Below are 26,884 nucleotides of genomic sequence, written 5' to 3'. Positions count from 1 at the left end.
GCATAGGCGCTGCGCGGGCTGTCGTCAAGTGCCTAGTTGCCTTCCAAGAAGCTTTTCAGCTTGTCGGAGCGCGAGGGATGGCGCAGCTTGCGCAGCGCTTTCGCTTCGATCTGGCGGATGCGCTCGCGCGTCACGTCGAACTGCTTGCCGACTTCTTCCAAGGTATGGTCGGTCGACATTTCAATGCCGAAACGCATGCGCAGCACCTTCGCTTCGCGCGGCGTCAGCGAGTCCAGCACATCCTTGACCACGCCGCGCATGGACGCGTGCAGCGCCGCGTCGGACGGGGCCAGGGTGTTGTTGTCCTCGATGAAGTCGCCCAGATGGGAATCGTCGTCGTCGCCGATCGGCGTTTCCATGGAGATCGGTTCTTTCGCGATCTTCATGATCTTGCGGATCTTGTCTTCCGGCATTTCCATCTTGATGGCCAGCGTGGCCGGATCGGGCTCGGCGCCCGTTTCCTGCAGGATCTGGCGCGAGATGCGGTTCATCTTGTTGATGGTCTCGATCATGTGCACCGGGATGCGGATGGTGCGCGCCTGGTCGGCGATCGAGCGCGTGATGGCCTGCCGGATCCACCACGTGGCGTAGGTCGAGAACTTGTAGCCGCGGCGGTATTCGAACTTGTCGACCGCCTTCATCAGGCCGATGTTGCCTTCCTGGATCAGGTCGAGGAACTGCAGGCCGCGGTTGGTGTACTTCTTGGCGATGGAAATGACCAGGCGCAGGTTGGCCTCGGTCATTTCGCGCTTGGCCTTGCGCGCTTTCATTTCGCCGGCCGCCATCTGGCGGTTGATGTTGCGCAGGTCCGGCAGCGGCAGCACCACGCGCGCCTGCAAGTCGATCAGGCGCTGCTGCAGTTCCTTGATGGTGGGGATGTTGCGGCCCAGGATGGCGCTGTAGGCATGCCCCGCGGACACTTCGCCGTCCACCCATTCCAGGTTGGTTTCATTGCCCGGGAAGACCTTGATGAAGTGGGCGCGCGGCATGCCGCACTTGTTCACCGCCACGTCCAGGATCTGCTTCTCGATGTGGCGCACTTCGTCCACCTGGCCGCGCAGGGTGTCGCACAGCTTTTCCACCACCTTGGCGGTGAAGCGGATGCCCAGCAGCTCGAAGGAGATCGCTTCCTGCGCCTTGACGTAGGCTTTCGAGTTGTAGCCGTCCTTCTCGAAGGCGCGGCGCATCTTGTCGAACTGCTGCGAGATCATGTCGAACTTTTCCAGCGCAGCCTGCTTCATCTGCTCCAGCTGTTCGGCCGAGTAGCCGGCCGCGCCCGACGGGCTGGCGGCTTCTTCCTCTTCCTCTTCTTCCTCGGCTTCTTCTTCCTCGTCCTCGTCCTCTTCCTCCGAGGCGGCGGCGGCCGGCGCCGGCTCGCCTTCGCTCTCGTCAACCAGGCCGTCGACGATCTCGTCGATCTTGATCTCGTCGTTACGGATGCGGTCGGAGGCGGCGATGATCTCGGCGATCGTCACCGGGCAGGCGGAAATGGCCTGGATCATGTCTTTCAGGCCGTCCTCGATGCGCTTGGCGATCTCGATTTCGCCTTCGCGCGTGAGCAGCTCGACCGAGCCCATCTCGCGCATATACATGCGCACCGGGTCGGTGGTGCGGCCGAAGTCGGAGTCTACCGTGGACAGCGCCGCTTCGGCGGCCGCCTCGGCTTCGTCGTCGCTGGCGATGGTGGCCACGTTGTCCGACAGCAGCAGCGTCTCGGCGTCCGGCGCGTGCTCGTAGACGGCGATGCCCATGTCGTTGAAGGTGCCGATGATGCCTTCGATCGCTTCCGGATCGACGATGTTCTCGGGCAGGTGGTCGTTGATCTCGGCGTAGGTGAGGAAACCGCGTTCCTTGCCGAACTTGATCAGGGTCTTGAGTTTCTGGCGGCGGCGCTCGAGCTCTTCCTCGGTCGCTTCCGTGTCGGACGAGAAGGCGTCCTTCAGCAGCGCCTTTTCCTTGGCCTTGCGGTCCTTGGCCTTGGCCTTGTCGACCGCTTTCAATTCGGCGCGCTCGACCGCATTCAGCGCGGCGACTTCGTCGTTTTCGGGCTGGAATTCCTTCGGCTTGCGGCCGCGACGGCCCGGCACCTTCACGGAAGGCAGCACGTAGCCGGAAGTGTCGATGGCAGCCAGGGTGGCGGCATCCGTGGTCTGGCTGACCGCCGGCGGCGTGCTGGTAACACGCGTCTCCGGTTTGTCGGCCGTTTTGGCGGCCTTGGCGGTCACTTGGCTCGGCTTTACAGCCGCTTTGGATTCAGGTTTCTTTGTTGGCACAGGCGCTTTCGATTACACAACGACTTGCTTTACGGGTTAGGATAAAGTTCTTGCAACAATGCTACGAATACTTACACCTTCTGGCTCCCTGCGCAAACAGGAAACCGCCGCTGCCGGTCCAAACCCGGGACCGTGCTCGGCAGAAATTCTACTGTAGACAGCGCAAGGGGGCTAGATCCACGAATGTCCGGTGGCAGGCGCTGCACCTGAGCGGTTGCATATAGCGCCATCCGGCCAAACTCCGGCCCCGGCCGCCGATGTGGCGCGCATCATCCCAGCGCCGCACCGATCAAGAGCCTAACTTACTGAAAACAAACAGAATTCCAAACTGAAACACCAAAGCTAAGCACTGAATACTTAGCGTTTTATTATAGCACGCCACTTTACAATTTCCAGAGCCCCCCGGGCGTGCGCTCATAGGGGAAGCCGGGCGCGCTAGCGGGCCGACAGCGCCGCTTCATCCTCCCGCGCCAATTGATCTTGCATGGCAGTAATTTCACGGTAGCGTACACCAATTTCGCTGGACGACAAGTTCGATGCGAACAACTGTGCCAGCTCGGCCTTCAGCGCGTCGCGGCGGATCTGGCGGATGGCGCTGCTCAGATACGTCTTGATGGCCTCGAAATCCGATTCCGGCTCGGCGGCAATCTCGCTGATGATGCCGTCGTACTCGCTGCCCTGCTCCTTCAAATGCTGCGCCAGCGCCGCGAAGCTGCCTTGCGGCCCCAGCGCGATGGCGGCCGCGATCAGCTGGTACAGCCGCTCGGCCGACTCGTCGCCGAAGTTGGCGAAGGCGGCCAGGCCGGCCTCGTCTATCGTGAAGGCCAGCGGCGGATGCGCCACCAGGTGCCGCACGATCTGCAGCTCCAGGCCCACCGGCTGCGGCCGGCTGCTGCGCTGCGGCGCCTTGCGCACTTCGGCCACCGGCTTGCTCAATTCATACAGCTGCTCGATCTCGCCCGGGCTGCTCTGCGTCATGGTCGCCAGGCCGCGCACGATCTGCAGGCGCAGCGCCGACGGCGTCATGGCCTGCAGCAGCGGCTTGGCCTCGAACTGCACGCGGGCGCGCCCTTCCGGCTCGCCCAGGTCATGCTCGGCCGACACCACCCGCAGCAGGAACTGCGACAGCGGCATGGCTTCGTGCACCTGCTGCTCGAAGGCCGGGGCGCCATATTCGCGGATATAGCTGTCCGGGTCGTGCTCGGCCGGCAGGAACAGGAACTTGATGGTCTTGTTGTCCGACACATGCGGCAGGCAGGCTTCCAGCGCGCGCTGGGCGGCGCGGCGGCCGGCCTTGTCGCCGTCGAAACTGAAGATCACCGTGTCAGTTTGACGCAACAATTTCTGCACATGGGTGCTGGTGCAAGCCGTGCCCAGGGTCGCCACCGACTGCGGGAAGCCCATTTGCGCCAGCGCCACCACATCCATATAGCCCTCCGTCACCAGCACGTAGCCCGCGTCGCGGATGGCCTGGCGCGCTTCGAACAGGCCGTACAGCTCGTGACCCTTGGAAAATAAAGGCGTTTCGGGAGAATTCAAGTACTTCGGTTCGCCCTGCTCCATGATGCGGCCGCCGAAGGCGATCACCTGGCCCTTGGTGTTGCGGATGGGGAACATCACGCGCTCGCGGAAACGGTCGTAGCGCTTGCGGTGGTTGCCTTCCTCGTCGACGCGGTCGATCACCAGGCCGGCCTCGACCAGGGCCAGCGCCTCGTAGTCGGGGAACACGGTCCGCAGGTTGTCCCAGCCGTTGGGGGCGAAGCCGAGCGCGAAGCGGGCCGCGATCTCGCCGGTCAGGCCGCGGCTTTTCAGGTAGCCGATGGCGTTGGGCGCCGAGCGCAGCTGGGACTTGTAGTAGTCGGCCGCGCGGCTCATGGCTTCGGACAGCGCCATGCTCTGGGCCTGCATCTGGGCGCGCTGGGCCGGCGGGATCTTGTCGTCCTGCTCGGGCACCACCATGCCGCAGTTCTGCGCCAGCTCCTTGACGGCGTCGACGAAGCCCATGCCGGAATATTCGATCATGAAGCCGATCGAGGTGCCGTGCGCGCCGCAGCCGAAGCAGTGGTAGAACTGCTTGGTCGGGCTGACCGTGAAACTGGGGGATTTTTCGTTATGGAAGGGGCACAGGCCCATGTAGTTGGCGCCGCCCTTCTTGAGCTGCACATAGCGCCCGACCACGTCCACGATGTCGACGCGGTTCAATAGATCGGAGATAAAGGATTGAGGTATCACGGCGATCAGTCTTGTTCTACATCAGAGGCTATACCGCCGCGCCCGGATCCGGCTTGATGCGGATCAAGCGGCGCGGCGGCCGGAAACGCTTAGGCTGGGGTCAGCGCTTTTTTGATCAGGCCCGACACCACGGCCATGTCGGCCTTGCCGGCCAGCTTGGGCTTGAGGATGGCCATGACCTTGCCCATGTCCTGCGGACCGGCGGCGCCGGAAGCGGCCACGGCGGCAGCCACTTCGGCAGCCACCACCTCGTCCGACAGGCCGGCCGGCTTGTAGGCCAGCAGCACCACCAGCTCGGCTTTTTCAATGTCGGCCAGGTCCTGGCGGCCGCCGGCTTCGAACTGGGTGATCGAGTCCTTGCGCTGCTTGACCATCTTGTCGATGATGGCCACCACCTGCTCGTCCGTCACGTCGATCTGCTCGTCCACTTCCTTGCGCTTGATCTCGGCCAGCATCAGGCGGATGGTGGCCAGCTTGCCGGCTTCCTTGGCGCGCATGGCGGCTTTCATGTCATCGGAAATCTGTTGTTTTAAGCTCATGCTCGTTCCTCACAGGGAAAAATGTGGCGCAAAAATGCGAAAACCCGCTGCGGCGAACCGGAGCGGGTATGCGACTGGACAGGACACCCCGCGGCGCGACGCCGTACTGCCGGGCTATCCTGAAGAATCAGTCTTAGAACAGTTTCTTAGGCAGTTGCTGGCTGCGGATGCGCTTGTAGTGACGCTTCACGGCAGCTGCCAGCTTGCGCTTGCGCTCTGCGGTTGGCTTCTCGTAGAACTCGCGTGCGCGCAGTTCGGTCAGCAGGCCGGTTTTTTCGATGGTGCGCTTGAAGCGACGCATGGCGACTTCGAACGGCTCGTTTTCTTTAAGGCGGATAGTGGTCATGTAAAAATTCAAACCGTTAGATTTTAGGAAGATAAAGATATTAGCAGTATTCGGCCAAATTGGGAAGACCTTTGGACGGAAAACCGGCTCGCCAGGCCAGTTTCACATGGAAACTGTCTGTTTTTGAGCAACCTTTTCGTCCTGCCAACATCTGACTCCGGGCGGAAAGCACACGCCGGGAATGCAATGATATCAGACTGCCTGGCCGGCCGCCACACCCGAAGCCCAGGCCCACTGGAAATTGTAGCCGCCCAGCCACCCGGTCACGTCCACCGCTTCGCCGATGAAGTACAGGCCCGGCACCCGGGTGGCCATCATGGTCTGCTGCGACAGTTCGCGCGTATCCACCCCGCCCCGGGTCACCTCGGCCTTGCGGTAGCCTTCGGACCCGTTGGGGGTGATGGTCCAGTGGTTGATGGCCGCGCCGAGCTTGCGCAGCGTGGCGTCCTGCATGTCGGCCAGGCGGGTGTCGCCGGCCAGGCCGTGCAGCTGCAGCAAGCCTTCGGCCAGGCGGGCCGGCAGCCATTGCGCCAGCACGTTGCCGAGCTGCTTCTTGACGGTCTGCTTGCCCTCGATCAGCGCCTGGGCCACGTCCATTTCCGGCAGCAGGTTGATGACAATGGGCGCGCCCGGCTGCCAGAAACTGGAGATCTGCAGGATGGCCGGGCCGGACAGGCCGCGGTGGGTAAACAGCAAGTCTTCGCGGAAACGGGCGCCGTCCGGATTGCGGCCCTTCAGCGTGCCGGTCTCCACGTCCACTTCCAGCGAGATGCCGGACAGCGGGGCGAACGGCGCCCAGGTGTCGGCGTCGAAGGTCAGCGGCACCAGCGCCGGGCGCGGCGCCACCATGCGCAGGCCGAACTGCTCGGCGACCTGGTAGCCGAAGGCGGAGGCGCCGATCTTCGGAATCGACAGGCCGCCGGTGGCGATCACCACGCTGTCGCATTCGATGTCGCCGGTGTCGGTGACGAGGAAAAAGCTGCCGTCGTCCAGCTGTTCGACGCTGCCGACCTTGGAGGGCATGCGCCAGTGCACGTCGCCGGCCGCGCATTCGGCCTTCAGCATGTCGATGATGCGCTCGGCCGAGTCGTCGCAGAACAGCTGGCCGCGGTGCTTCTCGTGGAAGGCGATGCGGTACTTCCTGACCAGCGCCACGAAGTCGGACGGGGTGTAGCGCGACAGCGCGCTTTTGCAGAAGTGCGGGTTCTCGGACAGGAAATTGGCCGGGCCGGCGTTGATATTGGTGAAATTGCAGCGCCCGCCGCCGGAAATGCGGATTTTCTCGGCCAGCTTGGCGGCATGGTCGATCAGCACCACGCGGCGCCCGCGTTTGGCGGCCTCGGCCGCGCACATCATTCCCGCCGCGCCCGCGCCGATCACTGCCACATCAAATTTCGCCATAACTGCTCCGATTCCGCTTCAAAACCGGCCATTGTACCCTGACGGGGACGGCACCGGCGGGGGCGCCTGCCGTCACAGGCTGCGCGCCACCCTGGCGCACTGCGCCACCTGCTCGGCGATGGAGGCCGGCACGGCGATGTCGCCGCGCAGCACGGCAGCGATCCAGGCGGCGGTGGCGGCCGCGCTCTTGTCTTCGGGCAGCACCACTTCCTGCTCGGCCGTGAGCTGCTTTTCCACCAGCACGGTGCGCTCGCCGCCGTGGAACCAGTCGATGCGCTGGCCCTTGTTGGCGTTGGCCACGGTCTCGCCTTCCGTGCCGCGCATCAGGAAGGCGTCGCCGCGGGCGGGGGCGGCCGCCGTGCTGAAGTATTCGCCCAGCATTTCCAGGTACTCGGGGTGGGTGTAGGACACCAGCCGCAGCGCCGGTCCGGCGAACGGCTGCATCATCTTCACCAGCGTGTGGGTGGAGTTGCGCACGCCCAGGATGCGGCGCAGCGACAGCATATGGGCCAGCTTGGGCGCCAGCGCGTCGATGGTGATGAAGGCCACCTTGCCGGCCGCCAGCGCCGCCTCGGCTTCGGCGTGGCCGCGCGCGGCGTGGATGCCCAGTTCGGCGAACACCTCGGCCGTGGCCACGCGGCCCAGGTCGTGCGCCACGCCGTGCACCAGCACCGGCACGCCGTCGCGCGCCAGCAGCAGCGCCAGCAGCGGGGTCAGGTTGGCCATCTTGCGGGCGCCGTTGTAGGTGGGGATCAGCACCGGCGCACAGGCGCCGGCCGGCGCCCGCAGCGGCGTGAACGAGGCTTCGGCCGCGTCCAGGAAACCGGCGATCTCGTCCACCGATTCGCCCTTGATACGCATGGCCAGCAGGATGCCGCCCAGTTCCAGGTCGGACACGCGTCCGTCCAGGATGGCTTGATACAGTTCGTTGGCGTCGGCGCGCGTCATGCTGCGCGCCCCTTTTTTGCCGCGTCCGATTTCCTTGATGAAATGCGCGGCCGGGTAGGGAGTGGGATGTGTGCTCATGCGGGAAGCTTACACCAAGGCTTGCCGCGGCGCGATTGCTGCAATGCAGCGCCGGCCCGCAGCGATCCTGCATTTCGGCTACACTTACAGGTCCCCCTGATCAAAATACAGAGTTGAGGCACCGAATCATGATCTCGCCAGATATCGAAAACGTAAACGTTACCAACTTCGCGTCCATGCCGACCCCGACGGCGCTGCACGCGAAACTGCCGCTGACCGACGCCGCGTCGGCCACCGTGATGCAGGGCCGCGCCGACCTGCGCGCCATCCTGGACCGCAAGGACAAGCGCCTGTTTGTCGTGGTCGGCCCCTGCTCCATCCACGACCCGGTGGCGGGCCTGGACTATGCGCGCCGCCTCAAGGCGCTGCAGGCCGAAGTGGCCGACACCATGCTGCTGGTCATGCGCGTGTATTTCGAGAAGCCGCGCACCACCACCGGCTGGAAGGGCTATATCAACGATCCGGACATGGACGACTCCTTCCGCGTGGACGTGGGCATGGAAAAGGCGCGCCAGTTCCTGCTGGACGTGTGCGAACTGGGCCTGCCGACCGCGACGGAGGCGCTCGACCCGATCTCTCCGCAGTACCTGGGCGACCTGATCGCGTGGACCGCGATCGGCGCCCGCACCACCGAGTCGCAGACGCACCGCGAAATGTCGTCCGGCCTGTCGACCCCGGTCGGCTTCAAGAACGGCACCGACGGCGACATCGGCATCGCCATCAATGCGATTTTGTCGGCCGCCAATCCGCACGCCTTCCTCGGCATTAACAGCGAAGGCAATGTGTCCATCGTGCGCACCCGCGGCAACGCCTACGGCCACGTGGTGCTGCGCGGCGGCGACGGCCGCCCGAACTACGATTCGGTGTCGGTGGCGATTGCCGAGCAGGCGCTGGCCAAGGCCAAGCTGCCGGCCAACGTGGTGGTGGACTGCTCGCACGCCAACAGCTACAAGAAACCGGAACTGCAGCCGCTGGTGATGACGGACGTGGTCAACCAGATCACGCACGGCAACCAGTCGCTGGTGGGCGTGATGATCGAGTCGAACATCGTGGCCGGCAACCAGAAGATCCCGGCCGACCTGAGCGAGCTGAAGTACGGCTGCTCGGTGACCGACGGCTGCATCGACTGGGACACCACGGCCGACATGCTGCGCAAGGCGCACGCGGAGCTGCTGAAGCGTCCGTGACGGGGCGGCGGGTGACGCGGCTTGGCCGCCAACCCGCCCCACCCGCCCTAGGTCCAGGAATTCGCCCCCACGTGCGGGGCAACCCCGAACGCCCCCGCCAACGCCGCTTCCGCACGGCTGGCCGGGGCGTTCAGTTCATTCAGGTCCAGGAAAATCTTGCCCTCCTCCAGCTTGACGGCGTAATGGCGCGCGCCGCCGTCGAGGATGGCGAAGACCTGGTCGTCCAGCGTGCGTATCACCGCCACGCCGGGCAGCTCCTGCCACGCCAGCCCGCGCGGCACCAGGCGCATGCCCTGCGGCGGGATGTCTTTCAGCTTGCAGATCAGTTTCCAATACTCAGCCATGGTTCAGGCTCCTTCGGGTTGCATGTTTCCGATGAAGCAAGACCGATGCCAGCCTTGGCAAGCTGAGCCGCATTCCCGCACCTTCGGGGTCTGACCCCGAAGGTGCGGGAATGCGGCTCAGGCTGCTTGGCCGTGCGCCCTGCGGCGGTGCGGCGCGGGCCCCTTTGGTGCGGGCCGGGCGCGCTTTCCATTACAATGGCGGATTCCCCTTTCACTTTGCACTGTTCCAATGATCGTTCTCGGCGTTGAATCTTCCTGTGACGAAACCGGCCTGGCGCTGTATGACACCGAGCGCGGCCTGCTTTCCCATGCCCTGTATTCCCAGGTCGCCATGCACGAGGAGTACGGCGGCGTGGTGCCCGAGCTGGCCTCGCGCGACCATATCCGGCGCGCCATCCCGCTGCTGGAGCAGTCGCTGACGGGCGCCGGCAAGCAGCTGGCCGACATCGACGCCATCGCCTACACGCAAGGGCCCGGCCTGGCCGGCGCGCTGCTGGTGGGCTCGTCGATCGCCTGCAGCCTGGGCATGGCGCTGGACAAGCCGGTGCTGGGCGTGCACCACCTGGAGGGCCATTTGCTGTCGCCGCTGCTGGCCTCGCAGCCGCCGGCGTTCCCCTTCATCGCGCTGCTGGTGTCGGGCGGCCACACGCAGCTGATGCGGGTAGACGGCGTGGGCCAGTACACCCTGCTGGGCGAGACGCTGGACGACGCGGCCGGCGAAGCGTTCGACAAGTCGGCCAAGCTGCTGGGCCTGGGCTATCCGGGCGGCCCGGCCATTTCGCGCCTGGCCGAGTTCGGCGACCCCACAGCCTACAAGCTGCCGCGCCCGATGATGCACACCAAGGATTTCAACTTCAGCTTCTCCGGCCTGAAGACGGCGGTGCTGACGGTGGTGAAGAACCACGAAGAAAAAGTGATCGCCAACATCTGCGAGCAGGACAAGGCCGACATCGCGCGCGGCTTTGTCGACGCCATCGTGGAGGTGCTGACGGCCAAGTGCGTGTCGGCGCTCAAGCACACCGGCCTGAAGCGGCTGGTGATCGCCGGCGGCGTGGGCGCCAACGCGCAGCTGCGCGCGTCGCTGAACGCGGCGGCGGCCAAGAAGAAGTTCAAGGTCTACTATCCGGAGCTGGAGTTCTGCACCGACAACGGCGCCATGATCGCCTTTGCCGGCGCCATGCGCCTGATGATCAACCCGGACGCGGCGCAGAAGGACTACGCCTTCAACGTGCGCCCGCGCTGGCCGCTGGATGAGCTGAAGGTTGTTTGAGAACGGCGCCGCGCGCATTGGCCGACGCAGGGCGGGCCAGGCGGCACGCCGCAACCCGCCGCAGCGCTCAGGCGGCCTTCTGCGCCGGCCGTCCCTGGCGGTGGTACAGGAACTCCAGCACGCTGGTGCGGTAGTCGATGTAGAGCGGGTCCTGCGCCAGCGCCAGGCGCTCGCGCGGGCGCGCCAGGCGCACCTGCACGATGTCGCCGATGGTCGCCGCAGGGCCGTTGGTCATCATCACGATGCGGTCCGACAGCAGCACCGCCTCGTCCACGTCGTGGGTCACCATCACCACCGTTGAACCGGTGGCCGCCACGATGCGCAGCAGCTCGTCCTGCAGGTGGGCGCGCGTGAGCGCGTCCAGCGCACCGAACGGTTCATCCATCAGCAGCACTTTGGGCTCCATCGCCAGCGCGCGGGCAATGCCGACGCGCTGCTTCATGCCGCCCGAAATTTCATGGGGACGCTTGCCCGCCGCCGCCGTCAGGCCCACCAGCGCCAGCGCGGCCCAGGTGCGCTCCTGCAGCTGCTTGCTGTTCTCCCTGGCGCTGAAGACGCGCTCCACCGCCAGGTAGACGTTCTCGTAGCAGGTCAGCCACGGCAGCAGCGAATGGTTCTGGAACACCACCGCGCGCTCCGGCGACGGCCCGGCGATCTCGCGGCCGTTGCACAGCAGGACGCCGCCGGTGGCGGTGGTCAGGCCCGCGATCAGGTTGAGCAGGGTGGACTTGCCGCAGCCGGAGTGGCCGATCAGCGTGATGAATTCGCCCTGCTGCACCGCCAGGTTCACATTGGCCAGCGCATGGAACTGGCCCTTCTTGGTGTTGAACACCATCTCGGCGTTGCTGATGTCGATGAATTTGTTCGCGCTCATATCAGTTCTCCACTTGTTCGTAGGTGAAGGCTTGGGCCAGCGACACCAGCGCCCATTCCAGCAACAGTCCGACTATGCCGATCACGCCGATGGCGATCAGGATGTGCGGCACGTTCAGGTTGTTCCATTCGTCCCAGACCCAGAAGCCGATGCCCACGCCGCCGGTCAGCATTTCGGCCGCGACGATCACCAGCCACGCGGTACCGATGGCCAGCCGCACGCCGGTCAGCATGTAGGGCAGGACGGACGGCAGCAGGATCTTGGTGACGATCTTCCATTCCGACAGGCTCAGCACCCGCGCCACGTTCATGTAGTCCTGCGGCACGCGCTGCACGCCGACGGCGGTGTTGATGATCATCGGCCAGATCGAGCAAATAAAGATCGACCAGATGGCGGCCGGATCGGCGGCCTTGAAAACCAGCAGGCCGATCGGCAGCCAGGCCAGCGGCGACACCGGTTTCAGCAAGCTGATGATGGGGCTGAACATGCCGTACATGAACTTGAAGCGGCCGATGATGAAGCCAAGCGGGATGCCCACCAGCGCGGCCAGGCCGAAGCCGATGCCCACCCGCTGCAGCGACGCGAGCACGTTCCAGCCTATGCCCTGGTCGTTCGGCCCCTTGCGGTAGAACGGGTCCGAGAACAGCTTGACCGCCTCCTCCCAGGTGGCCCAGGGCGTGGGGAAGCTGCTGTTCTTGGCGGCCAGGATCTGCCACGCCAGCACCAGCAGCGCCAGGCCGATCACGGGCGGCAGATACTTCATCACGAAGGGCCGCAGGCGCGCGCTGCCCGATTCCAGCTTGATGCCCTTGGCGGCGATGCGCTCGCTGCGCGCCGGCTTGGGCGGCGCCTCGTCATTGGCTGCTGCGGCTATGGCCGCAGGCACTGCGGCGGCTGTGGCTGGTGCGGCGGCGATATTGTGCAGGACTGCGCTCATGGCTGCTCCTTATGCTTTGATCTTGAATGAATCGGCGTAGGCCTTCGGATTCTTGCCGTCCCAGGTGGTGCCGTCGATCAGCTTGACGCTGCGCAGCGGCGCTTTCGGCACCGCCACTTTGGCCATGGCGGCAGCGTCCTTGTACACGTCGATCTGGTTGATCTGCGTGGCCACGGCCAGGTAGTCCGGCTCGGCCTTGAGCAGGCCCCAGCGCTTTTGCTGCGTAAGGAACCACATGCCGTCCGACAGGTAGGGGAAGTTCACCGAGCCGTCGTTGTAGAACTTCATCGAGTTCGGGTCGTCCCAGGTCTTGCCCAGGCCATTCTGGTAGCGTCCCAGGATGCGCTGGTTGATCACGTCCACCGAGGTGTTCACATAGGACTTGTCGGCGATGGTTTCAGCCATCTTCATCTTGTTCGACAGCGACGCGTCGATCCAGCGGCTGGCGTCGAGGATGGCGGCGGTCAGTGCGCGCGCGGTATTGGGATACTTCTTCACCCACTCGGCGCTGGTGCCCAGCACCTTTTCCGGGTGGTCGCGCCAGATCTCCTGGGTGGTGGTGGCGGTGATGCCGATGCCGTCCACGATGGCGCGGTGGTTCCAAGGCTCGCCCACGCAGAAGCCGTCCATGTTCCCGATGCGCATATTGGCCACCATCTGCGGCGGCGGCACCGTGATCACCTTGGCGTCCTTCATCGGATTGATGCCGTAGCTGGCCAGCCAGTAGTACAGCCACATGGCGTGGGTACCGGTGGGGAAGGTCTGCGCGAAGGAGTACTCGCGCGGGTCTTTCTTCATCAGCGCGGCCAGCGAGGGACCGTCCACGCCGCCCTTGTCGGCCACCTTTTTGGACAGCGTGATGGCCTGGCCGTTGTGGTTCAGGTTCATCAGCACGGCCATGTCTTTTTTGGGGCCGCCCGCGCCCAGGTGCACGCCGTAGACCAGGCCGTACAGCACGTGCGCCGCATCCAGCTCGCCGTTGACCAGCTTGTCACGCACGCCGGGCCAGGACGATTCCTTGCTCGGCACGATCTTGATGCCGTACTTCTTGTCGAAGCCCAGCACGGACGCCATCACCACCGACGCGCAGTCGGTGAGCGGGATGAAACCGACTTTGACCTCTTCCTTTTCAGGCTTGTCCGAGCCGGCGGCCCAGACGCCTTGCGTGGCAAGGCCGGAGAGTGCGGTGGCGGCGCCGGCTTTCAACAGGCTGCGGCGAGTCAAGCTGATTTTGCTGTCCATCTTATCCCCATGCTAGTTTGTGAACTGCGGCAGGCGGACGCCTGCCCTGCAACTAGCTTTGCAATAGCTGTGCCAGGCCACGGAACGCGCAAATACGGGGCTTTATGCCGCTTGGCGGGGAAAGAAATGTATTTTCGGCACCGACATTGTGCGGCGCACCAAAAGCAGGCGCACCGCAACACGGCACGCGCGGCGGAGCGCTAGGCGGAGGGCACCAAAATGGGTTCGGCGCGCAGGCGCCCGGCCATCAGGTCGACAAAACTGCGGATGCGGGCCGAGCCCTGGCGGCTGTCGCGGTGCACGATGCTTACCGGCACGCCGGGCGTGGCATACTGTTCCAGCAACAAAGTCAGCTCGCCGGACGCCAGCAGCGCCTCGGCCTGGTAGGACAGCAGGCGGGTAATGCCGAAGCCGCGCCGCACCGCCTCGATGGCCGCGTCGTTGCTGTTGACCACCAGGCGCGGCTTGAAGCGCAGCGACTGGCTGCGGCCGGCGTTGGCGAAGCGCCAGTCCGGCGGTGTGCTGGAACCGGACGACATCACGATGACGTGTTGCGCCAGCGCCTCGGGGCTGGACGGCGTGCCGTGTTCGGCCAGGTAGGCGGGCGAGGCGCAGATCACGCGCCGCACCTGGCCCACGGTGACGGCGCGCAAGCTGGAGTCGGGCAGCTCGCCGATGCGCACCGCCACGTCGATACCCTCCTCCATCATATTGGTGACGCGGTCGACGAACATGGCGCTGACCTCCATGCCCGGATAGCGGCGCAGGTACTCGACGATGCCGGGCGTGATGTACTGGCGGCCGAACAGCACCGGCGCCGTCACCGACAAGTGGCCGCGCGGCGCGGCGTTGCTGCCGGCGGCCGCCTCGTCGGCCTCGTCCACCTCGGCGATGATGCGGCGCGCGTCGTCCAGGTAGCGCTGGCCGGCCTCGGTGACGCGCACATGGCGCGTGCTGCGGTCCAGCAGGCGCACGCCGAGGCGCTCCTCCAGCGTGGCGATGGCGCGCGTGACAGCCGGCGGCGACATCCCCAGCCGGCGCGCCCCGCCGGCAAAGCTCTGCTCCTCGCCGACGGCGACGAACACCCCCATCACATGCAAACGGTCCATATCAGCTCTTTAGCAGTTTGATCTTCGGGAACAGGCCGGGGGCCCGTTCCGAAGCGAAATCGATGAACAGCCGCACGCGCTGCGGCATCTGGGTGCGCTGCTGGTAATACATATAGATAGCGCCGCTGGTCACCGTGGTGGACGGCAGCAGGTGCACCAGCGTGCCAGCGGCCAGGTGCTGCGCGGCCATGTAACCGGCCAGCTGGCCGATCGCCATGCCGGCCAGCACCGCTTCGGCTTCGGCTTCGGCGGTGTTGAAGCTGGTCACGGCGGGGATGTCCTTGTAGATCGTGCCGCCCTCGCCGTGCAGTTCCCACGGCATCAGCCGGCCCGTGTTGGGCTGGCGGAAGCCGGTGCAGCGGTGCGCCAGCAGGTCGTCCACGCTCTGCGGCGCGCCGTAGCGGGCAATGTAGGCCGGCGCCGCGCACACCAGCAGCGCCAGCTCGCCGATGCGGCGCGAGATCAGGTTGCGCTCGGGCGGGTTGCCGCCCCGGAAGCCGACGTCGATCTTGGCTTCGATCAGGTCGGTGAAATGGTCTTCCAGCAGCAAGTCGAAGCGCACGCCGGGGTGCAGCGCCTGGAAGTCGCGCACCAGCGGGATCAGCAGGTGGCTGCCGAAGGACGTGGGCGCGGCCACGCGGATCATGCCGTCCATGTCCTGCCGGCTGTTGCGCACCTGCTCCAGCGCCTCGTCCAGCAGGCGCAGGCCGGGATTGGCCAGCTCGAACAGGCGCTGGCCCTCCTCCGTCAAACTCAGGCTGCGCGTGGTGCGGTGGAACAGGCGCACGCCCAGGTTGTCCTCCAGCTGCCGCACCGCCTTGCTGACCGCCTGCGGCGACAGCCCCACCTCGGCCGCCGCCTGGCTGAAGCTGCCTGCGCGGACAACGCCGATGAAAAGGGTGATGACGCGGGATTTATCCATGCGCTCCTGTGTTCCATTTTATTTACAACCAAAGCGTGAAAATCAAACGCCTTTACGCTATCTAGTGTAGCAGAGCTGCCCGCATAAACTGGCTTGCATTAACACCCCACCCCTCTCAAGGAGAACAGCATGTCCAAAGTATGGTTCATTACCGGTGCATCCCGCGGCTTCGGCGTCCTGATGGCCAAAGACGCGCTGGCGCGCGGCGACAGCGTGGTCGCCACCGCCCGCAATCCGCAATCCGTCATCGACGCGCTGGGCGAACAGCCCAATCTGCTGGCCGTGCGCCTGGACGTGACGCAGGAAGCGGCCGCCGTGCTGGCCGCGCGCGCCGCCGTGGAGCGTTTCGGCCGCATCGACGTGCTGGTCAACAACGCCGGCTACGGCCTGCTGGGCGCGGTCGAGGAAGCCAGCGCCGAGGAAGTGCGCGCGCTGTACGACACCAACGTGTTCGGCCTGCTCAACGTCACCCGCGCCGTGCTGCCGCAGATGCGCAGGCAAGGCAGCGGCCATGTGATCAATATGTCGTCCGTGGGCGGCTACACGGCGGCGGCGGGCTGGGGCGTGTACGGCTCCACCAAGTTCGCGGTGGAAGGCATCAGCGAAGCGCTGGCCGAGGAAGTACGGCCGCTGGGCATCCACGTCACCGTGGTCGAGCCGGGCTACTTCCGCACCGGGTTCCTGGAGGGGAACTCGCTGGTATCCACCGGCGCGCAGCTGGGCGACTATGCCGCCACCGTGGGCGCCATGCGCACGCTGGCCGCCAGCATCAGCCTGAAGCAGCCGGGCGACCCGCGCAAGCTGTCGCTGGCCGTGCTGCAGCTGGCCGACACGGCGCAGCCGCCGGTGCGCCTGCTGCTGGGCAGCGACACGGTGCGCATGGTGCGCGAGAAGAACCGTTTCGTCGAGCAGGAGCTGGGCGCATGGATCGGCCTGTCGCTGTCGACCGACCACGACGACGTGCAGCAGCAAGCCGCCTAAGGCGGCGGGGCCGGCTGGGGTGGCGGGACCGGGGCGACCGGCGTGACGGGCAGCGCGCTGCCGCAATCCTTGCAGAAGCGCGCCAGCACCTCGTGGCCTTCGGCGCGGCAAGCCGGGCAGCGCCGCAGCGGCGCGTAGCCGGTACTGCGCTGGTAGGCGATCTCCGAGCTGATGATGCCGGTCGGCACCGCCAGGATGCCCCAGCCCAGCAGCATCATCAGCGACGCCACCGCGCGGCCCAGGTCGGTCTTCGGCACCAGGTCGCCGAAGCCGACCGTGGTGACGGTGCTGATGGCCCAATAGACAGCGGTGGGAATGCTGGTATAGCCGTGCCGCGGCCCCTCCACCAGGAACATCACCGTGCCCAGCAGCAGCACCACCATCATCACCACCGACAGGAACACCAGGATCTTGCGCCGGCTCGCCATCAGCGCGCGGCCCAGCATGCCGTACTCCTGGATGTACAGGGTGAGCTTGAAGATGCGGAACATGCGCAGCAGGCGCAGGATGCGGATATCGAGCAGCACATGCGCGCCCGGCACCAGCAGCGACGCATAGCTGGGCAGCACGGCCAGCAGGTCGATAACGCCGAAGAAGCTGCGCGCATAGCGCAGCGGGCGCTGCACGCACAGCAGGCGGCCGATGTATTCCACGGTAAACAGCGCCGTGAAGAACCACTCCGCCCATGTCAGCAGCGTGCCGTGCTTCCGCGCCACCGGCGCCATGCTCGACAGCACCACTACCGCCACGCTCAGCACGATGGCGCCGATCAGCGCCAGGTCGAACAGGCGTCCGGCGTAGGTATCCGACTCGAAGATCACCGCGTACAGGCGCGCGCGCCAGCCGCCGGCCGGCTTGCCGTAGTGCTGCAGGGGATCGGTGGATGCGCTCACGGGCGCCGGCGCGGCATGGGGCGGCGATTCAGTCGGGGTCATGGTCAAGTACAGGCATGGAATCCGGCCATGATACCGCGCCCCCACTCATCTGGAAGCACACCACAGCCGCGAGAGCCGCCGCTTGCCTAAAATGACGAACCCCCACCGTTTTGCGCCATCAATTTCCCCGTCATTTCACCGCCCCACATAGCTAAAGCAAGCTGAGCCGCATTTTGCCTAAAATCGGGGTCAGACCCCTGGTTTTGGCAAAATGCGGCTCAGGCTGCCGGGCGGGTGATGGGTCAGGGGGCGAGCAGGCCGGCGCGGGGCGGGGTCCAGGCGGGGATGTCGGCGGGACAGGCGCGGCCGGCAGTGGCGGCCAGGTCGAGCGCGGTGAAGTTGCCGCGCGGGGTGGTGGCGAAGCGCATGTCGGTGGCGACGCCGTCCACGATGGCGGGCATGCGCGCGAAGCGCAGCCAGGCCGCCAGCCAGCAGTTGCCGCCGTTCTGGGCGCGCAGGCCGGCCAGGCTGCCGCTTACCTGGCCGTACAGGTCGATGCCGGGCACGGCGGCGCTGTGCGGCGGCGGGTCGAGCAGGCCGGACGGGCATTGCTGCGGCGGCAGCCAGTCCGGCGCCAGGCTGATCAGCCCGCGCCGCAGGCGGTAGCGGTCGGCCGCTGCGTCGGCTTCGATCGATACGAAGACCCAGCACAGCGGCTGCGCCGGGAAGGCGGTCATGGCCACGTCGTGAATGCGCGATTGCGGATCGGCTGCCTGCAGCGCTGCCAGCACCCGCTGGCGCCCGACCGTGCTGGCCACGCCTTGCGCGGCGACAAAGCCGGCGCACAGCAGCAGCGCCAGCGCCATGGCGCGCCGGCTGCGGCGCCGCGCGGCCTTCAGCACGGCCAGCCCGGCGCCCAGCGCCAGCAGGCCGGCCAGCGAGACCGCGCCCAGGAAGCCGCGCGCAGTGAAATAGCACAGCACGCCAGCCAGCCCCGCCAGCAGCAGCCAGCGCAGCCACGGCCAGCCCACCGCCATGATCAGCGGCACGCCGAACGCGACCCAGAACACGGGTTCGACTATGAAGATCATGTCGCCGTAGAACCAGCGCCCGTCGAACGGGTAAAACGGGTGCACGCCGTAGGAGTTGAGGAAGTCCATGCCGATGTGCAGCAGGAAGCCGAGCACCACCGCCGCCGCCAGCCCGGCGCGGGCCTGATGGCTGCGCCGCAGCAGCGCGCGCGCGTTCGGCCAAAGCAGCCACAGCAGCGCCACCAGCAGCAGCGCCTGCGGCACTTCGTACAGCAGGGTGTGGGTGTGGCCGCGATGGTGCAGCAGGTAGCCGAGCGGATCGGGCAGCAGCTTGGTCAGCAACAGGTCCAGATCGGGAAAATTGCTGGCCGCGGCGCACGCGGTGAGCAAGAGGCGGTGGCGGGTGCGCTGGCCCGCCTCGTCCGGCTCGGCGGGCAGGCTGCGCTGCACCAGTTCGCCGACGCCCAGGCCGACGACGGTGTGGGTGATGTTGTCCATTAATCTTCTGCGAAAAGCTGCTCGAGGCGGCGCGGGTAGTGGTTGAGGAAATCGCGCGTGACGGCGTAGTGTTCGGTGTCCTCGTACGCCATCTCGGTGATGCCGCTGGCGTCGAAGCAGTAGATCTTCGCGTTCGGGTAGGCCAGCAGGATAGGCGAGTGGGTGACGATGATGAACTGCGACGCTTGCTGCACCAGCTGGTGGATGGCCGACAGCGCGGCCAGCTGGCGATTGGGCGACAGCGCCGCTTCCGGCTCGTCCAGCAGGTACAGCCCCTGTCCCCGGAATTTTTCCAGCAAGACGGTCATGAACGCTTCGCCGTGCGAGCGCGAGTGCAGTTTGCGGTTACCGTAGCCGGTGGCACCGGGCATGTCGTCGATGTAGGTGGCGACGTTGTAGAAGCTCTCGGCGCGCAGGAAGTAGCCGTCGCGCGGGCGGCGGAAACTGCGCGAGAGCCTGAGCTGGTCCTGCAGCGTGGAGCCGGCGCGCGCGGTGTTGAGCAGGGTGTTGTGGATGGTGCCGCCTTCGATGCCGAAGCCCAGCGCCAGCGCCAGCGCTTCCAGCAGTGTCGATTTGCCGCTGCCGTTCTCGCCGACGAAGAAGGTGACGTCGGCGTGGAATGCCAGTTCGCGCAGCTCGCGCACGGCCGGCACGCAGTAGGGGAACAGCGCCAGGTCGACGCCGGGCCCGTACGCGGCGCTGACGCTTTGCAGGTAGGGCTTGGCTTGCAGTCCGCGCACTAGCGCTGCACCTCGACGCCGTGCCAGAAGGCGATGTGGTCCTTGATGTGCTGCGCCTTGTCGGACGGGTGGCGGTAGAACCAGGCGGCGTCCTCGTTGACCTTGCCGTCCACCACCAGGTGGTAGTAGTTGGCCGTGCCTTTCCACGGGCAGGTGGTGGTGTGCACGCTGTCCTGCAGGTACTCTTCGTTCACTTTCCCGATCGGGAAATAGACGTTGTTCTCGACGATCTGCACTTCGTCGTCGTTCGCTTCGGCGATCACTTCGCCGTTCCAGATTGCTTTAGGCATGGCTGCCTCCTGTGAACTGAATCAGCTTTCCACCCGGTCGCGCCCGTTGGCCTTGGCGCGTGCCAGCGCCTGTTCGGCCGCGCGCAGCAGGCTGTCGCCGTCGTTGATGTCCATGTGGTTGAACGAGCCGACGCCGATACTGGCCGTGACCGGCAGCAGGCGCCCGGCTTCGCGGTGGATCTGCGCGGCGATCTTGCCGCGCAGGTTGTCGGCGAGCTTGAGCGCGCCCTCCTTCGGCGTGTTCGGCAGCAGCACGCAGATTTCCTGGCCGCCGTAGCGCCCGGCCAGGTCGATGACGCGCACGTTTTCGCGCACCAGGCGGCCAACATTGGCCAACACCAGGTCGCCCGCCTCGTGCCCATGGCGTTCATTGACGGCCTTGAAGCCATCCAGGTCGATCAGCAGCGCCGACAGCGGGGTGCGGAAGCGGCGCGTGCGCGCCACTTCGAAACTCAGCTTGCCCAGCAGCGCGCGCCGGTTGTGCAGGCCGGTCAGTTCATCGGTGGTGGCCAGCTCTGCCAGCTGGGCCTGGGCCGCCTGCAGCGCGCAGCGGGCGGCGCGCGCCTCCAGCAGCGCCATGGCCTGGGCGGCCAGGCGGCGCAGGCTGCGCGCCTGGGCGTGGTCCAGCCGGCCCGGCTTGACGTCCATCACGCTCAGGGCGCCGATGGCGTAGCCGTCCGGCGTGATGAGCGCGGCGCTGCTGTACATGCGCAGACGGGGCGCTGCCTGCGTCAGCGGCATGCGGGCAGTGCGCGGGTCGGCGCTCAGGTCTTCGATTTCAGTGGCCTGCTGCCCCAGCACGGCCAGCGAGCAATAGCTTTGCCCGCGCGGCAGCGTATCGGTGGGCATGCCGCTGGCGGCCAGGATCCAGGCATGCTCGGCGTCCACCAGGGTGACCTGGGCGTAAGGCACGCCGCACAGCTGCGCGGCAAGCTCGGCGAGGAAGGCGAGTTCTTCGCAGCCCGGCATGTGCAGCGCGTGGTAGCGCTGCAGCGCCGCCACGCGGCGGCTGTCGTCCGGCGGGATTGCGCAGCTGAACGGATGGGCGCCCAACGGATGTATATTCTCTGCAGCCAGCATGAACCTTCCCTTCGTAGCGTCGTTGCGCTTGTCTAGTGTATAAGCTTCGGTGCTACATAGACAAGTTTAGCGCAAGCCCGCGCCGGCAGCAAATCGGCAGGGCTCAGCCGCCGGCCATGATCTGGCGCAGCGCGCGCTCGAACAGCTCGGCCGGCTGGCCGCCCGAGATCAGGTGGCGGTCGTTGATGATGACGGCCGGCACCGAGCTGATGCCCTGGCCCTGGTAGAACTGCTCGGCGGCGCGCACGTCCGCAGCGTAGCGGTCCGAGGCCAGCACGGCCGCCGCGCCTTGCGCATCCAGCCCGGCCTTGACGGCGGCCGCCTGCAGCACCGCGTGCGCGCTCGGGTCTTCGCCTTCGGTGAAGTAGGCGGTAAACAGGGCGTGCTTCAGCGCGCGCTGCTTGCCCCCGCCCTGCTCGCCGGCCCAGTGCAGCAGGCGGTGCGCGTCGAAGGTGTTATAGATGCGGCTGCGCTTGCCCATCGCAAAGTCGAAGCCGACCTCGGCGCCGCGCTGGCGTATCATGGCGCGCGACTGTTCCTGCTGCTCCGGCGTGGCGCCGTATTTCTGGGTGATGTGTTCGGTGATGTCCTGCCCTTGCGGCCCCATGTTGGGGTTCAGTTCGAAGGGCTGGAAGTGCAGCGCGGGGGCCGCCTCGGCGCCGATGTTCTTCAGCGCGGTTTCCAGCGCGTTCAGGCCCACGGCGCACCAGGGGCAGGAAACGTCGGAAACGAAATCGATTTTGATGGGGGTGGTCATGGCGGCCTCGCAGAGTGAATCCCTGCAAGATGGGGCCGCCACGGCCTATTTCAACGCTTACTTCTTTTTCGCCGCCTTGGCCGCGCCGGCGCTCTTGCTGCCGATGCGGCTTTCCTTGCCGGCCATCAGGTTGGAGATGTTGGCGCTGTGGCGGAACAGCAGCAGCATGCTCATGGCCGCGACCGCCAGCAAAATGGCGTCGATGCCGAACAGCAAGCCATAGTAGAACGGCGCGAACACGGCGGCGGCCAGCGCGGCCAGCGACGAGTAGCGGAAGGCATAAGCGACCACCAGCCAGGTGGCCAGGGTCGCCAGGCCCAGCCAGACATTCAGGCCCAGCAGCACGCCGGCGGCGGTCGCCACGCCCTTGCCGCCCACGAAGCGGAAGAAGACCGGCCACAAGTGGCCCAGGAACACGGCAATGGCCACCAGCGCGATGGCGACGTCGCCCACGCCCAGCTGTTCCTGGTAGCGCACCGCCAGCCATACCGCCAGCCAGCCCTTGGCGGCGTCGCCGATCAGGGTGGCAATGGCGGCTTTTTTGTTACCGCTGCGCAACACGTTGGTCGCCCCCGGGTTCTTGGAACCGTAGGTGCGCGGATCGGCAATGCCGAACAGTCTGCTCGCCACCACGGCAAACGAGATCGAGCCCAGCAGGTAGGCGCCCACGGCCATCGCCACTGTCATCAGTGCTGTATTCATAGCTATCCTTCTTGTTCTATTTTCGCCGGCCACTGCGGCGCGGCTGACGACTATACAACAAGCGGCCGTCAGTCAGCCAGTGCGCAATGCACGGGTCTGGCCGCGATCAAGTCCAGCAGCACCTGCGGCCGGATGCCGACCAGGTAGCCGCGCCGTCCGCCATTGATGTAAATCGTCTCCAGCGCCAGGATGGATTCCTCCACATAGACCGGCAAGGCTTTCTTGGTGCCGAACGGCGAGGTGCCGCCCACCAGGTAGCCGGAATGGCGCTGCGCCACCTCCGGCTTGCACGGCTCGACCGACTTGCAGCCGATGCCGCGCGCCAGGTTCTTGGTCGACACCTTGCAGTCGCCATGCATCAGCACGATCAGGGGCCTGGCCGCTTCGTCCTGCATCACCAGCGTCTTGACGACGGCGTGCTCGTCCACGCCAAGCTCGCGCGCCGACACCGTGGTGCCGCCGTGTTCCTGGTAGTCATAAGGGTGTTCGGAGAACGCCACCTTGTGCTTGCGCAGCATCTGGGTCGCCGGGGTTTCCGAAATATGCTCTTTTTTGGCCATGCCGTGATACGCTAACCGTTCAATAGGAGTTTCGTTATGCGGGAAGAAATTCGCTTCGCGACGTTTAATGTCTGCAATCTCGCCCCGCCGGGCGCTCAATTGTACGATAACCTGCCGCCGCTTTCTGAACAGGAATACGAGGCCAAGGCGGCGTGGACCGCGCAGCAGCTGGACCAGCTCGACGCCGACGTGGTCGCTTTCCAGGAGATCTTTTCGCAGGCCGCGCTGCGCGACGTGCTGTCGCGCACCCGCAAGTACCAGGACGCCATCCACGCCGGCTTCGACCCGGACCCGCACGCCACCCGCCTGACGCCCAACGTGGCGCTGGTGTCGCGCCTGCCGCTGGCGGGGCCGCCCGCGGTGTACGCCGAGTTTCCGCAAGGCGTGGTGTCCGACTCCGGCAATCCCGATGCCGACCGCTTCGCGCGCGCGCCGCTGCACGCGCAGGTGGTGCTGAGCAACGAGACCGTGGTGGACGTGGTGGTGGTGCACCTGAAGTCGCGCCGCCCCGACTACCGGCGCGACGACTGCGGCGAGGACCCGCTGCACTTCGCACTGGCCAACCTGCGCTCGCTGGTGTGGCGCGGCACCGAGGCGGTGGCGCTGCGTGTGCTGCTGAGCAAGGTGATGAAGGACGGCAAGCGCCCGTGCATCGTCATGGGCGACTTCAACGACACGGCCGACGCCGTCACCACCACCATCGTGCTGGGCGCTAACCCGTCCTGCGAACCGGGCGAAGCGCTGCGCGGGCGCATGTTCGACTGCGCCCAGATCCAGCTGCGCCAGGACCATTTGCGGCAAGTGGGCTACACCACCGTGCACGAGGGGCATTACAGCACCATCGACCATGTGCTGGTGTCGGAGGAATTCCACCCGGATTCGCCGCGCGCCATCGGCGCGGTGTACGACGTGGCGTACATGAACGACCACCTGAGCCAGCAGCGGCCCGAGACCTCGGACCACGGCCAGGTGCTGGTGCGGCTCAGGCTGAAGTAAGCAGCGGCCCCAGCGCGCTGGCCCGCACTTGCGCGTCGGCCAGGTAGCCCTGGTACTGGTGGCAGCCCACGCTGCGCAGGAAGTTGAGCTGCTCGCGCGTTTCCACCCCTTCCGCGATGGCCACCATGTCCAGGCTGCGCGCCATGGCCACGATGGCGGTGATGACTGCCGTGTTGCCGTCCAGCGTATGGACGAAGGACCGGTCGATCTTCAGCTTGTCCACCGGATAGTCCTTCAGATAGCCCAGCCGCGAATAGCCGGTGCCGAAGTCGTCTATCGTCAAGCGCACGCCCAGGCCGTGCAGCGCCTGCAGCGTGTCCTGCGCGGCGTTGCCGCCCTTCATGATGATGGCCTCGGTCAGCTCCAGTTCCAGGCAGGACGGGTCCAGGCCGGACGCCGCCAGCGCGTCGCGCACGCTGGCCAGCAGGCCCTTCTGCGCGAACTGCGCCGCCGACAGGTTGACCGCCACCACCAGGCTGAACCCCGCCTGGCGCCAGCGCTGCGCGCTGCGGCAAGCCTGCTGCAGCACCCAGTTGCCGATGGGGATCATCAAGCCGGCGTCCTCCGCGGCCGACATGAAGCGCTCCGGGCGCAGCAGGCCCAGCTCGGGGTGGCGCCAGCGCAGCAGCGCTTCGACCCCCACCGGCGCCCCGCTGGCGATGTCCAGCTCGGCGTGGAAGGCCAGTTCGAACTGCTGCGTGCGCAGCGCCTGGCGCAAGCCGTTTTCCATCTGCACGCGCTCGGCGATCTGGGCGTGCATCTCGGCGTTGAAGAACTGGAAGCCGTTGCGCCCGCTCTCCTTGGCGTGGTACATGGCCACGTCCGCGTTGTTGATCAATTGCTCGATGCCGTCGCCGTCGTTGGGGTAGAGGCTGATGCCGATCGAGCCGGACACGTGCAGCGCGTGCGGCCCCAGCTGGAAGGGCTGGCCGATGGCGCTCAGTACGCTGCCGGCCACGTGCGCGGCCTGGTCCACGCCGCCGATGTCGGCCAGGATGATGAGAAATTCGTCGCCTCCCTGGCGGCTCACGGTGTCGGCGCCGCGCACGCACTTCACCAGCCGCGCGGCGATCTCCTTGAGCAGCTCGTCGCCCACCTGGTGGCCCAGCGTATCGTTGACGTCCTTGAAGCGGTCCAGGTCGATGAACAGGATGGCCAGCATGGTGTGGTTGCGGCGCGCCGACGCCAGCGCCAGGCTGAGCCGGTCCAGCAGCAGCACCCGGTTCGGCAGGTCGGTCAGGTAATCGTGCTCGGCCAGGTGGCGCGTGTGGTCTTCGCTGCGCTTGCGGTCGGTGATATCGGACAGCATGCCCATGTAGTTGCTGACCTGGTCGGCGCTGTCGCGGATGGTGGTCAGCGACAGCCAGCCGGGGAACAGTTCGCCGCTCTTGCGGCGGCAGCTCACTTCGCCCTGCCAGTGGCCGGTGGCGTCCATTTCCTGCCACACCTGGCGCTGGAAGTCGTCCGGCGCCACGCCGCCGTGGTGAAAGCGCAGCGGCCGCCCCAGCATGTCCTCGGCCGCATAACCGGTAATCAGCGTAAACGAGCGGTTGATGGCGATGATGGCGCGGTGGCGGTCGGTCAGCACGATGGCGTCGCGGCAGTTCTCGAACACCTGGGCCGCCAGGTGCAGCGTGCGCTCGGCCTGCTTGCGGGCGCCGATGTCGCGCACCACCACGTAGAACAGGTAGCCGTGGTCCAGGGAAATCGAGGTCATCAGCACTTCGGCCCAGAACGCCTCGCCGCTGCAGTTGACGAAGCGCCAGTCGTAGCGCAGGCTGCCGTCGCTGTGGCCGTAGTCCTCCATGCCGGGCAGCGGCGGCGTGCCGGCCGGCGACGGCTGCTGCTTGGAAAAGTCGCGCAGGCGCCGGCCCACGATGTCCTCCCGGTTGCGGCACTTGAACAGCGCCAGCGCGGCCGGGTTCAGGTCGGTGATGCGCTCGCCCTGCAGCATCAGGATGGCGTCGCTCGAACGCATGTACATCTGCAGGAAATTGACACCGGCCGCGCGCAGCGCCTCGTCCTCCAGGCGGCGCGCGGTGATGTCGGCGTCCACGCAGAACAATTGCCGCACCACGCCGTCCTGCGCCACCGGAAACAGGGTGGAACTGACCCACAGCCGGCGTCCGCCGGCCGTGCTGACCTGCCAGTCCCGCGCCGGCTTGGTGCGTCCGCTGCGCCAGGCGTCCGCCAGCGCCTGCGCGCGCTGGTCCGCGCGCTCGTAGCTGAGCAGCCTGGCCAGCGGCCGGCCCAGCGCGCCCTCGGCCGGAATGCCGTACAACTCGGCGCAGCTGTTGTTCCAGAACACCACATTGCCCGCATCGTCGATGCAATGCACGGCCACCAGCTGGGACGGCTCCACGGTGTCGATCAGGCGGGAAATCAGTTCCAGCGCGTCCGGCACCGGGACCGCGCCGGCGGCCGCGGCCGCGGGATGGGCCGGACCGGCGGCCGCGCCACCGGCAGGAGCCCCGGCCGGGGGACTGGAGGGCGGACTGGAGGGCGGACTGGAGGGCGGACCGGGCCTGGCCGGCTCAGGCACGGCCGGGGCCGGCGCGTTGTTCGGTGCTTGCGGCTCCACATTGGCCTCGCTGCGGGTTGTGCCCGCTGGGGGCGTTCCATCCATCTTCACCCGGTCCGTGACGCAGGCATTGCGCTGCGTCAAAGGTGCG

25 protein-coding genes are annotated in these 26,884 nt (G+C 66.5%); 4 read left to right on the top strand and 21 right to left on the bottom strand.

The window, feature by feature from the left end; all coding sequences use genetic code 11:
* Positions 1-32 precede the first annotated feature (32 nt).
* The 6 genes from rpoD to ybiB form a co-directional block, all read right to left on the bottom strand.
* Positions 33-2,225, bottom strand: a complete 2,193-nt coding sequence (gene rpoD / locus AC6H42_RS28270; RefSeq protein WP_229418119.1) for an RNA polymerase sigma factor RpoD — start codon at positions 2,223-2,225, stop codon at positions 33-35.
* 483 nt (positions 2,226-2,708) lie between these two features.
* A complete protein-coding gene (dnaG, locus tag AC6H42_RS28265; protein ID WP_057154482.1) occupies positions 2,709-4,505 on the bottom strand; it encodes a DNA primase in 1,797 nt (598 codons plus the stop codon).
* 89 nt (positions 4,506-4,594) lie between these two features.
* The gene (locus AC6H42_RS28260) at positions 4,595-5,044 is read right to left on the bottom strand and encodes a GatB/YqeY domain-containing protein (RefSeq protein WP_057154480.1); all 450 of its coding nucleotides are present in this window, start codon (positions 5,042-5,044) and stop codon (positions 4,595-4,597) included.
* A gap of 133 nt (positions 5,045-5,177) precedes the next feature.
* Positions 5,178-5,390, bottom strand: a complete 213-nt coding sequence (gene rpsU / locus AC6H42_RS28255; protein WP_008451879.1) for a 30S ribosomal protein S21 — start codon at positions 5,388-5,390, stop codon at positions 5,178-5,180.
* Between the two features lie 192 nt (positions 5,391-5,582).
* Positions 5,583-6,791 carry a BaiN/RdsA family NAD(P)/FAD-dependent oxidoreductase gene (locus AC6H42_RS28250; RefSeq protein WP_057154478.1) on the bottom strand — a complete coding sequence of 403 codons (1,209 nt, stop codon included), beginning with the start codon at positions 6,789-6,791 and terminating at the stop codon, positions 5,583-5,585.
* Positions 6,792-6,863: 72 nt separating this feature from the next.
* The gene (gene ybiB, locus AC6H42_RS28245) at positions 6,864-7,817 is read right to left on the bottom strand and encodes a DNA-binding protein YbiB (RefSeq protein ID WP_057154476.1); all 954 of its coding nucleotides are present in this window, start codon (positions 7,815-7,817) and stop codon (positions 6,864-6,866) included.
* 128 nt (positions 7,818-7,945) lie between these two features.
* Here ybiB and AC6H42_RS28240 point away from each other — a divergent pair, with 128 nt between their 5' ends.
* Positions 7,946-9,004, top strand: a complete 1,059-nt coding sequence (locus tag AC6H42_RS28240) for a 3-deoxy-7-phosphoheptulonate synthase (protein ID WP_107876522.1) — start codon at positions 7,946-7,948, stop codon at positions 9,002-9,004.
* Positions 9,005-9,051: 47 nt separating this feature from the next.
* Here AC6H42_RS28240 and AC6H42_RS28235 read toward each other — a convergent pair whose 3' ends face one another.
* Positions 9,052-9,348, bottom strand: a complete 297-nt coding sequence (locus tag AC6H42_RS28235) for a Rieske (2Fe-2S) protein (RefSeq protein WP_057154472.1) — start codon at positions 9,346-9,348, stop codon at positions 9,052-9,054.
* A 229-nt stretch (positions 9,349-9,577) separates the two neighbouring features.
* Between AC6H42_RS28235 and tsaD the strand changes: the two genes are divergently transcribed.
* Complete coding sequence (gene tsaD / locus AC6H42_RS28230) at positions 9,578-10,618, top strand: tRNA (adenosine(37)-N6)-threonylcarbamoyltransferase complex transferase subunit TsaD (RefSeq protein ID WP_057154470.1); 1,041 nt, start codon at positions 9,578-9,580, stop codon at positions 10,616-10,618.
* A 67-nt stretch (positions 10,619-10,685) separates the two neighbouring features.
* Here tsaD and AC6H42_RS28225 read toward each other — a convergent pair whose 3' ends face one another.
* The 5 genes from AC6H42_RS28225 to AC6H42_RS28205 all read right to left on the bottom strand — a co-directional run bounded on the left by AC6H42_RS28225 (position 10,686) and on the right by AC6H42_RS28205 (position 15,702).
* A complete protein-coding gene (locus AC6H42_RS28225; protein ID WP_497549472.1) occupies positions 10,686-11,492 on the bottom strand; it encodes an ABC transporter ATP-binding protein in 807 nt (268 codons plus the stop codon).
* 1 nt (position 11,493) lies between these two features.
* A complete protein-coding gene (gene ntrB / locus AC6H42_RS28220; protein WP_057154467.1) occupies positions 11,494-12,429 on the bottom strand; it encodes a nitrate ABC transporter permease in 936 nt (311 codons plus the stop codon).
* A gap of 9 nt (positions 12,430-12,438) precedes the next feature.
* Entirely contained in the window at positions 12,439-13,671 is a 1,233-nt protein-coding gene (locus tag AC6H42_RS28215) for a CmpA/NrtA family ABC transporter substrate-binding protein (protein WP_057154466.1), read from the bottom strand.
* 200 nt (positions 13,672-13,871) lie between these two features.
* Positions 13,872-14,780, bottom strand: a complete 909-nt coding sequence (locus AC6H42_RS28210; RefSeq protein WP_057154465.1) for a LysR family transcriptional regulator — start codon at positions 14,778-14,780, stop codon at positions 13,872-13,874.
* Position 14,781: 1 nt separating this feature from the next.
* Positions 14,782-15,702 (bottom strand): LysR family transcriptional regulator, encoded by a 921-nt coding sequence (locus AC6H42_RS28205; RefSeq protein ID WP_057154464.1) that lies wholly within the window; start codon positions 15,700-15,702, stop codon positions 14,782-14,784.
* A gap of 129 nt (positions 15,703-15,831) precedes the next feature.
* Here AC6H42_RS28205 and AC6H42_RS28200 point away from each other — a divergent pair, with 129 nt between their 5' ends.
* Positions 15,832-16,683 carry an oxidoreductase gene (locus AC6H42_RS28200; protein WP_057154463.1) on the top strand — a complete coding sequence of 284 codons (852 nt, stop codon included), beginning with the start codon at positions 15,832-15,834 and terminating at the stop codon, positions 16,681-16,683.
* Here the strand turns inward: AC6H42_RS28200 and AC6H42_RS28195 are convergent.
* The 8 genes from AC6H42_RS28195 to ybaK form a co-directional block, all read right to left on the bottom strand.
* Positions 16,680-17,618: an ion transporter gene (locus AC6H42_RS28195; RefSeq protein WP_082551705.1), complete on the bottom strand. Its 939-nt coding sequence runs from the start codon at positions 17,616-17,618 to the stop codon at positions 16,680-16,682. The genes AC6H42_RS28200 and AC6H42_RS28195 overlap by 4 nt on opposite strands.
* A gap of 242 nt (positions 17,619-17,860) precedes the next feature.
* Positions 17,861-19,087 (bottom strand): metal-dependent hydrolase, encoded by a 1,227-nt coding sequence (locus tag AC6H42_RS28190; protein WP_157200867.1) that lies wholly within the window; start codon positions 19,085-19,087, stop codon positions 17,861-17,863.
* Positions 19,087-19,827, bottom strand: coding sequence for an AAA family ATPase (locus AC6H42_RS28185; protein ID WP_082551686.1), 741 nt, complete (start codon positions 19,825-19,827; stop codon positions 19,087-19,089). The genes AC6H42_RS28190 and AC6H42_RS28185 overlap by 1 nt, the downstream gene beginning before the upstream one ends.
* Positions 19,827-20,117, bottom strand: a complete 291-nt coding sequence (locus AC6H42_RS28180) for a DUF427 domain-containing protein (protein ID WP_057154461.1) — start codon at positions 20,115-20,117, stop codon at positions 19,827-19,829. Before AC6H42_RS28180 ends, AC6H42_RS28185 begins: the two co-directional genes overlap by 1 nt.
* Positions 20,118-20,138: 21 nt before the next feature.
* Entirely contained in the window at positions 20,139-21,197 is a 1,059-nt protein-coding gene (locus AC6H42_RS28175) for a diguanylate cyclase (protein ID WP_057154460.1), read from the bottom strand.
* 103 nt (positions 21,198-21,300) lie between these two features.
* A complete protein-coding gene (locus AC6H42_RS28170) occupies positions 21,301-21,954 on the bottom strand; it encodes a DsbA family oxidoreductase (RefSeq protein ID WP_057154459.1) in 654 nt (217 codons plus the stop codon).
* Between the two features lie 57 nt (positions 21,955-22,011).
* Positions 22,012-22,656, bottom strand: coding sequence for a glycerol-3-phosphate 1-O-acyltransferase PlsY (gene plsY / locus AC6H42_RS28165; RefSeq protein WP_497549471.1), 645 nt, complete (start codon positions 22,654-22,656; stop codon positions 22,012-22,014).
* A 68-nt stretch (positions 22,657-22,724) separates the two neighbouring features.
* Positions 22,725-23,216, bottom strand: coding sequence for a Cys-tRNA(Pro) deacylase (ybaK, locus tag AC6H42_RS28160; protein WP_497549470.1), 492 nt, complete (start codon positions 23,214-23,216; stop codon positions 22,725-22,727).
* Between the two features lie 36 nt (positions 23,217-23,252).
* On the opposite strand from ybaK, the gene AC6H42_RS28155 reads away from it, so the two are divergent.
* Positions 23,253-24,212 (top strand): endonuclease/exonuclease/phosphatase family protein, encoded by a 960-nt coding sequence (locus tag AC6H42_RS28155; protein WP_497549469.1) that lies wholly within the window; start codon positions 23,253-23,255, stop codon positions 24,210-24,212.
* Here the strand turns inward: AC6H42_RS28155 and AC6H42_RS28150 are convergent.
* The gene (locus tag AC6H42_RS28150; RefSeq protein WP_497549468.1) at positions 24,199-26,877 is read right to left on the bottom strand and encodes a sensor domain-containing protein; all 2,679 of its coding nucleotides are present in this window, start codon (positions 26,875-26,877) and stop codon (positions 24,199-24,201) included. The genes AC6H42_RS28155 and AC6H42_RS28150 overlap by 14 nt on opposite strands.
* Between the last annotated feature and the right edge of the window lie 7 nt (positions 26,878-26,884).

The sequence above is a fragment of the Massilia sp. NBRC 108631 genome (genome assembly GCF_059704565.1).
The sequence above is the reverse complement of the archived record's forward strand: the minus strand, read 5'-3'. Positions and strand labels throughout refer to the sequence as shown.

Bases quoted from the DNA above. Each gene is read 5' to 3' on its own strand.
- AC6H42_RS28155 (WP_497549469.1), top strand. From the start codon at position 23,253: ATGCGGGAAGAAATTCGCTTCGCGACGTTTAATGTCTGCAATCTCGCC.
- AC6H42_RS28190 (WP_157200867.1), bottom strand. From the start codon at position 19,087: ATGGACAACATCACCCACACCGTCGTCGGCCTGGGCGTCGGCGAACTG.
- AC6H42_RS28210 (WP_057154465.1), bottom strand. From the start codon at position 14,780: ATGGACCGTTTGCATGTGATGGGGGTGTTCGTCGCCGTCGGCGAGGAG.
- ybaK (WP_497549470.1), bottom strand. From the start codon at position 23,216: ATGGCCAAAAAAGAGCATATTTCGGAAACCCCGGCGACCCAGATGCTG.
- tsaD (WP_057154470.1), top strand. From the start codon at position 9,578: ATGATCGTTCTCGGCGTTGAATCTTCCTGTGACGAAACCGGCCTGGCG.
- plsY (WP_497549471.1), bottom strand. From the start codon at position 22,656: ATGAATACAGCACTGATGACAGTGGCGATGGCCGTGGGCGCCTACCTG.
- rpsU (WP_008451879.1), bottom strand. From the start codon at position 5,390: ATGACCACTATCCGCCTTAAAGAAAACGAGCCGTTCGAAGTCGCCATG.
- AC6H42_RS28260 (WP_057154480.1), bottom strand. From the start codon at position 5,044: ATGAGCTTAAAACAACAGATTTCCGATGACATGAAAGCCGCCATGCGC.
- AC6H42_RS28225 (WP_497549472.1), bottom strand. From the start codon at position 11,492: ATGAGCGCGAACAAATTCATCGACATCAGCAACGCCGAGATGGTGTTC.
- AC6H42_RS28200 (WP_057154463.1), top strand. From the start codon at position 15,832: ATGTCCAAAGTATGGTTCATTACCGGTGCATCCCGCGGCTTCGGCGTC.
- AC6H42_RS28175 (WP_057154460.1), bottom strand. From the start codon at position 21,197: ATGCTGGCTGCAGAGAATATACATCCGTTGGGCGCCCATCCGTTCAGC.
- ntrB (WP_057154467.1), bottom strand. From the start codon at position 12,429: ATGAGCGCAGTCCTGCACAATATCGCCGCCGCACCAGCCACAGCCGCC.
- AC6H42_RS28215 (WP_057154466.1), bottom strand. From the start codon at position 13,671: ATGGACAGCAAAATCAGCTTGACTCGCCGCAGCCTGTTGAAAGCCGGC.
- AC6H42_RS28180 (WP_057154461.1), bottom strand. From the start codon at position 20,117: ATGCCTAAAGCAATCTGGAACGGCGAAGTGATCGCCGAAGCGAACGAC.
- AC6H42_RS28250 (WP_057154478.1), bottom strand. From the start codon at position 6,791: ATGGCGAAATTTGATGTGGCAGTGATCGGCGCGGGCGCGGCGGGAATG.
- AC6H42_RS28170 (WP_057154459.1), bottom strand. From the start codon at position 21,954: ATGACCACCCCCATCAAAATCGATTTCGTTTCCGACGTTTCCTGCCCC.
- AC6H42_RS28195 (WP_082551705.1), bottom strand. From the start codon at position 17,618: ATGACCCCGACTGAATCGCCGCCCCATGCCGCGCCGGCGCCCGTGAGC.
- AC6H42_RS28240 (WP_107876522.1), top strand. From the start codon at position 7,946: ATGATCTCGCCAGATATCGAAAACGTAAACGTTACCAACTTCGCGTCC.
- AC6H42_RS28235 (WP_057154472.1), bottom strand. From the start codon at position 9,348: ATGGCTGAGTATTGGAAACTGATCTGCAAGCTGAAAGACATCCCGCCG.
- AC6H42_RS28205 (WP_057154464.1), bottom strand. From the start codon at position 15,702: ATGGATAAATCCCGCGTCATCACCCTTTTCATCGGCGTTGTCCGCGCA.
- ybiB (WP_057154476.1), bottom strand. From the start codon at position 7,817: ATGAGCACACATCCCACTCCCTACCCGGCCGCGCATTTCATCAAGGAA.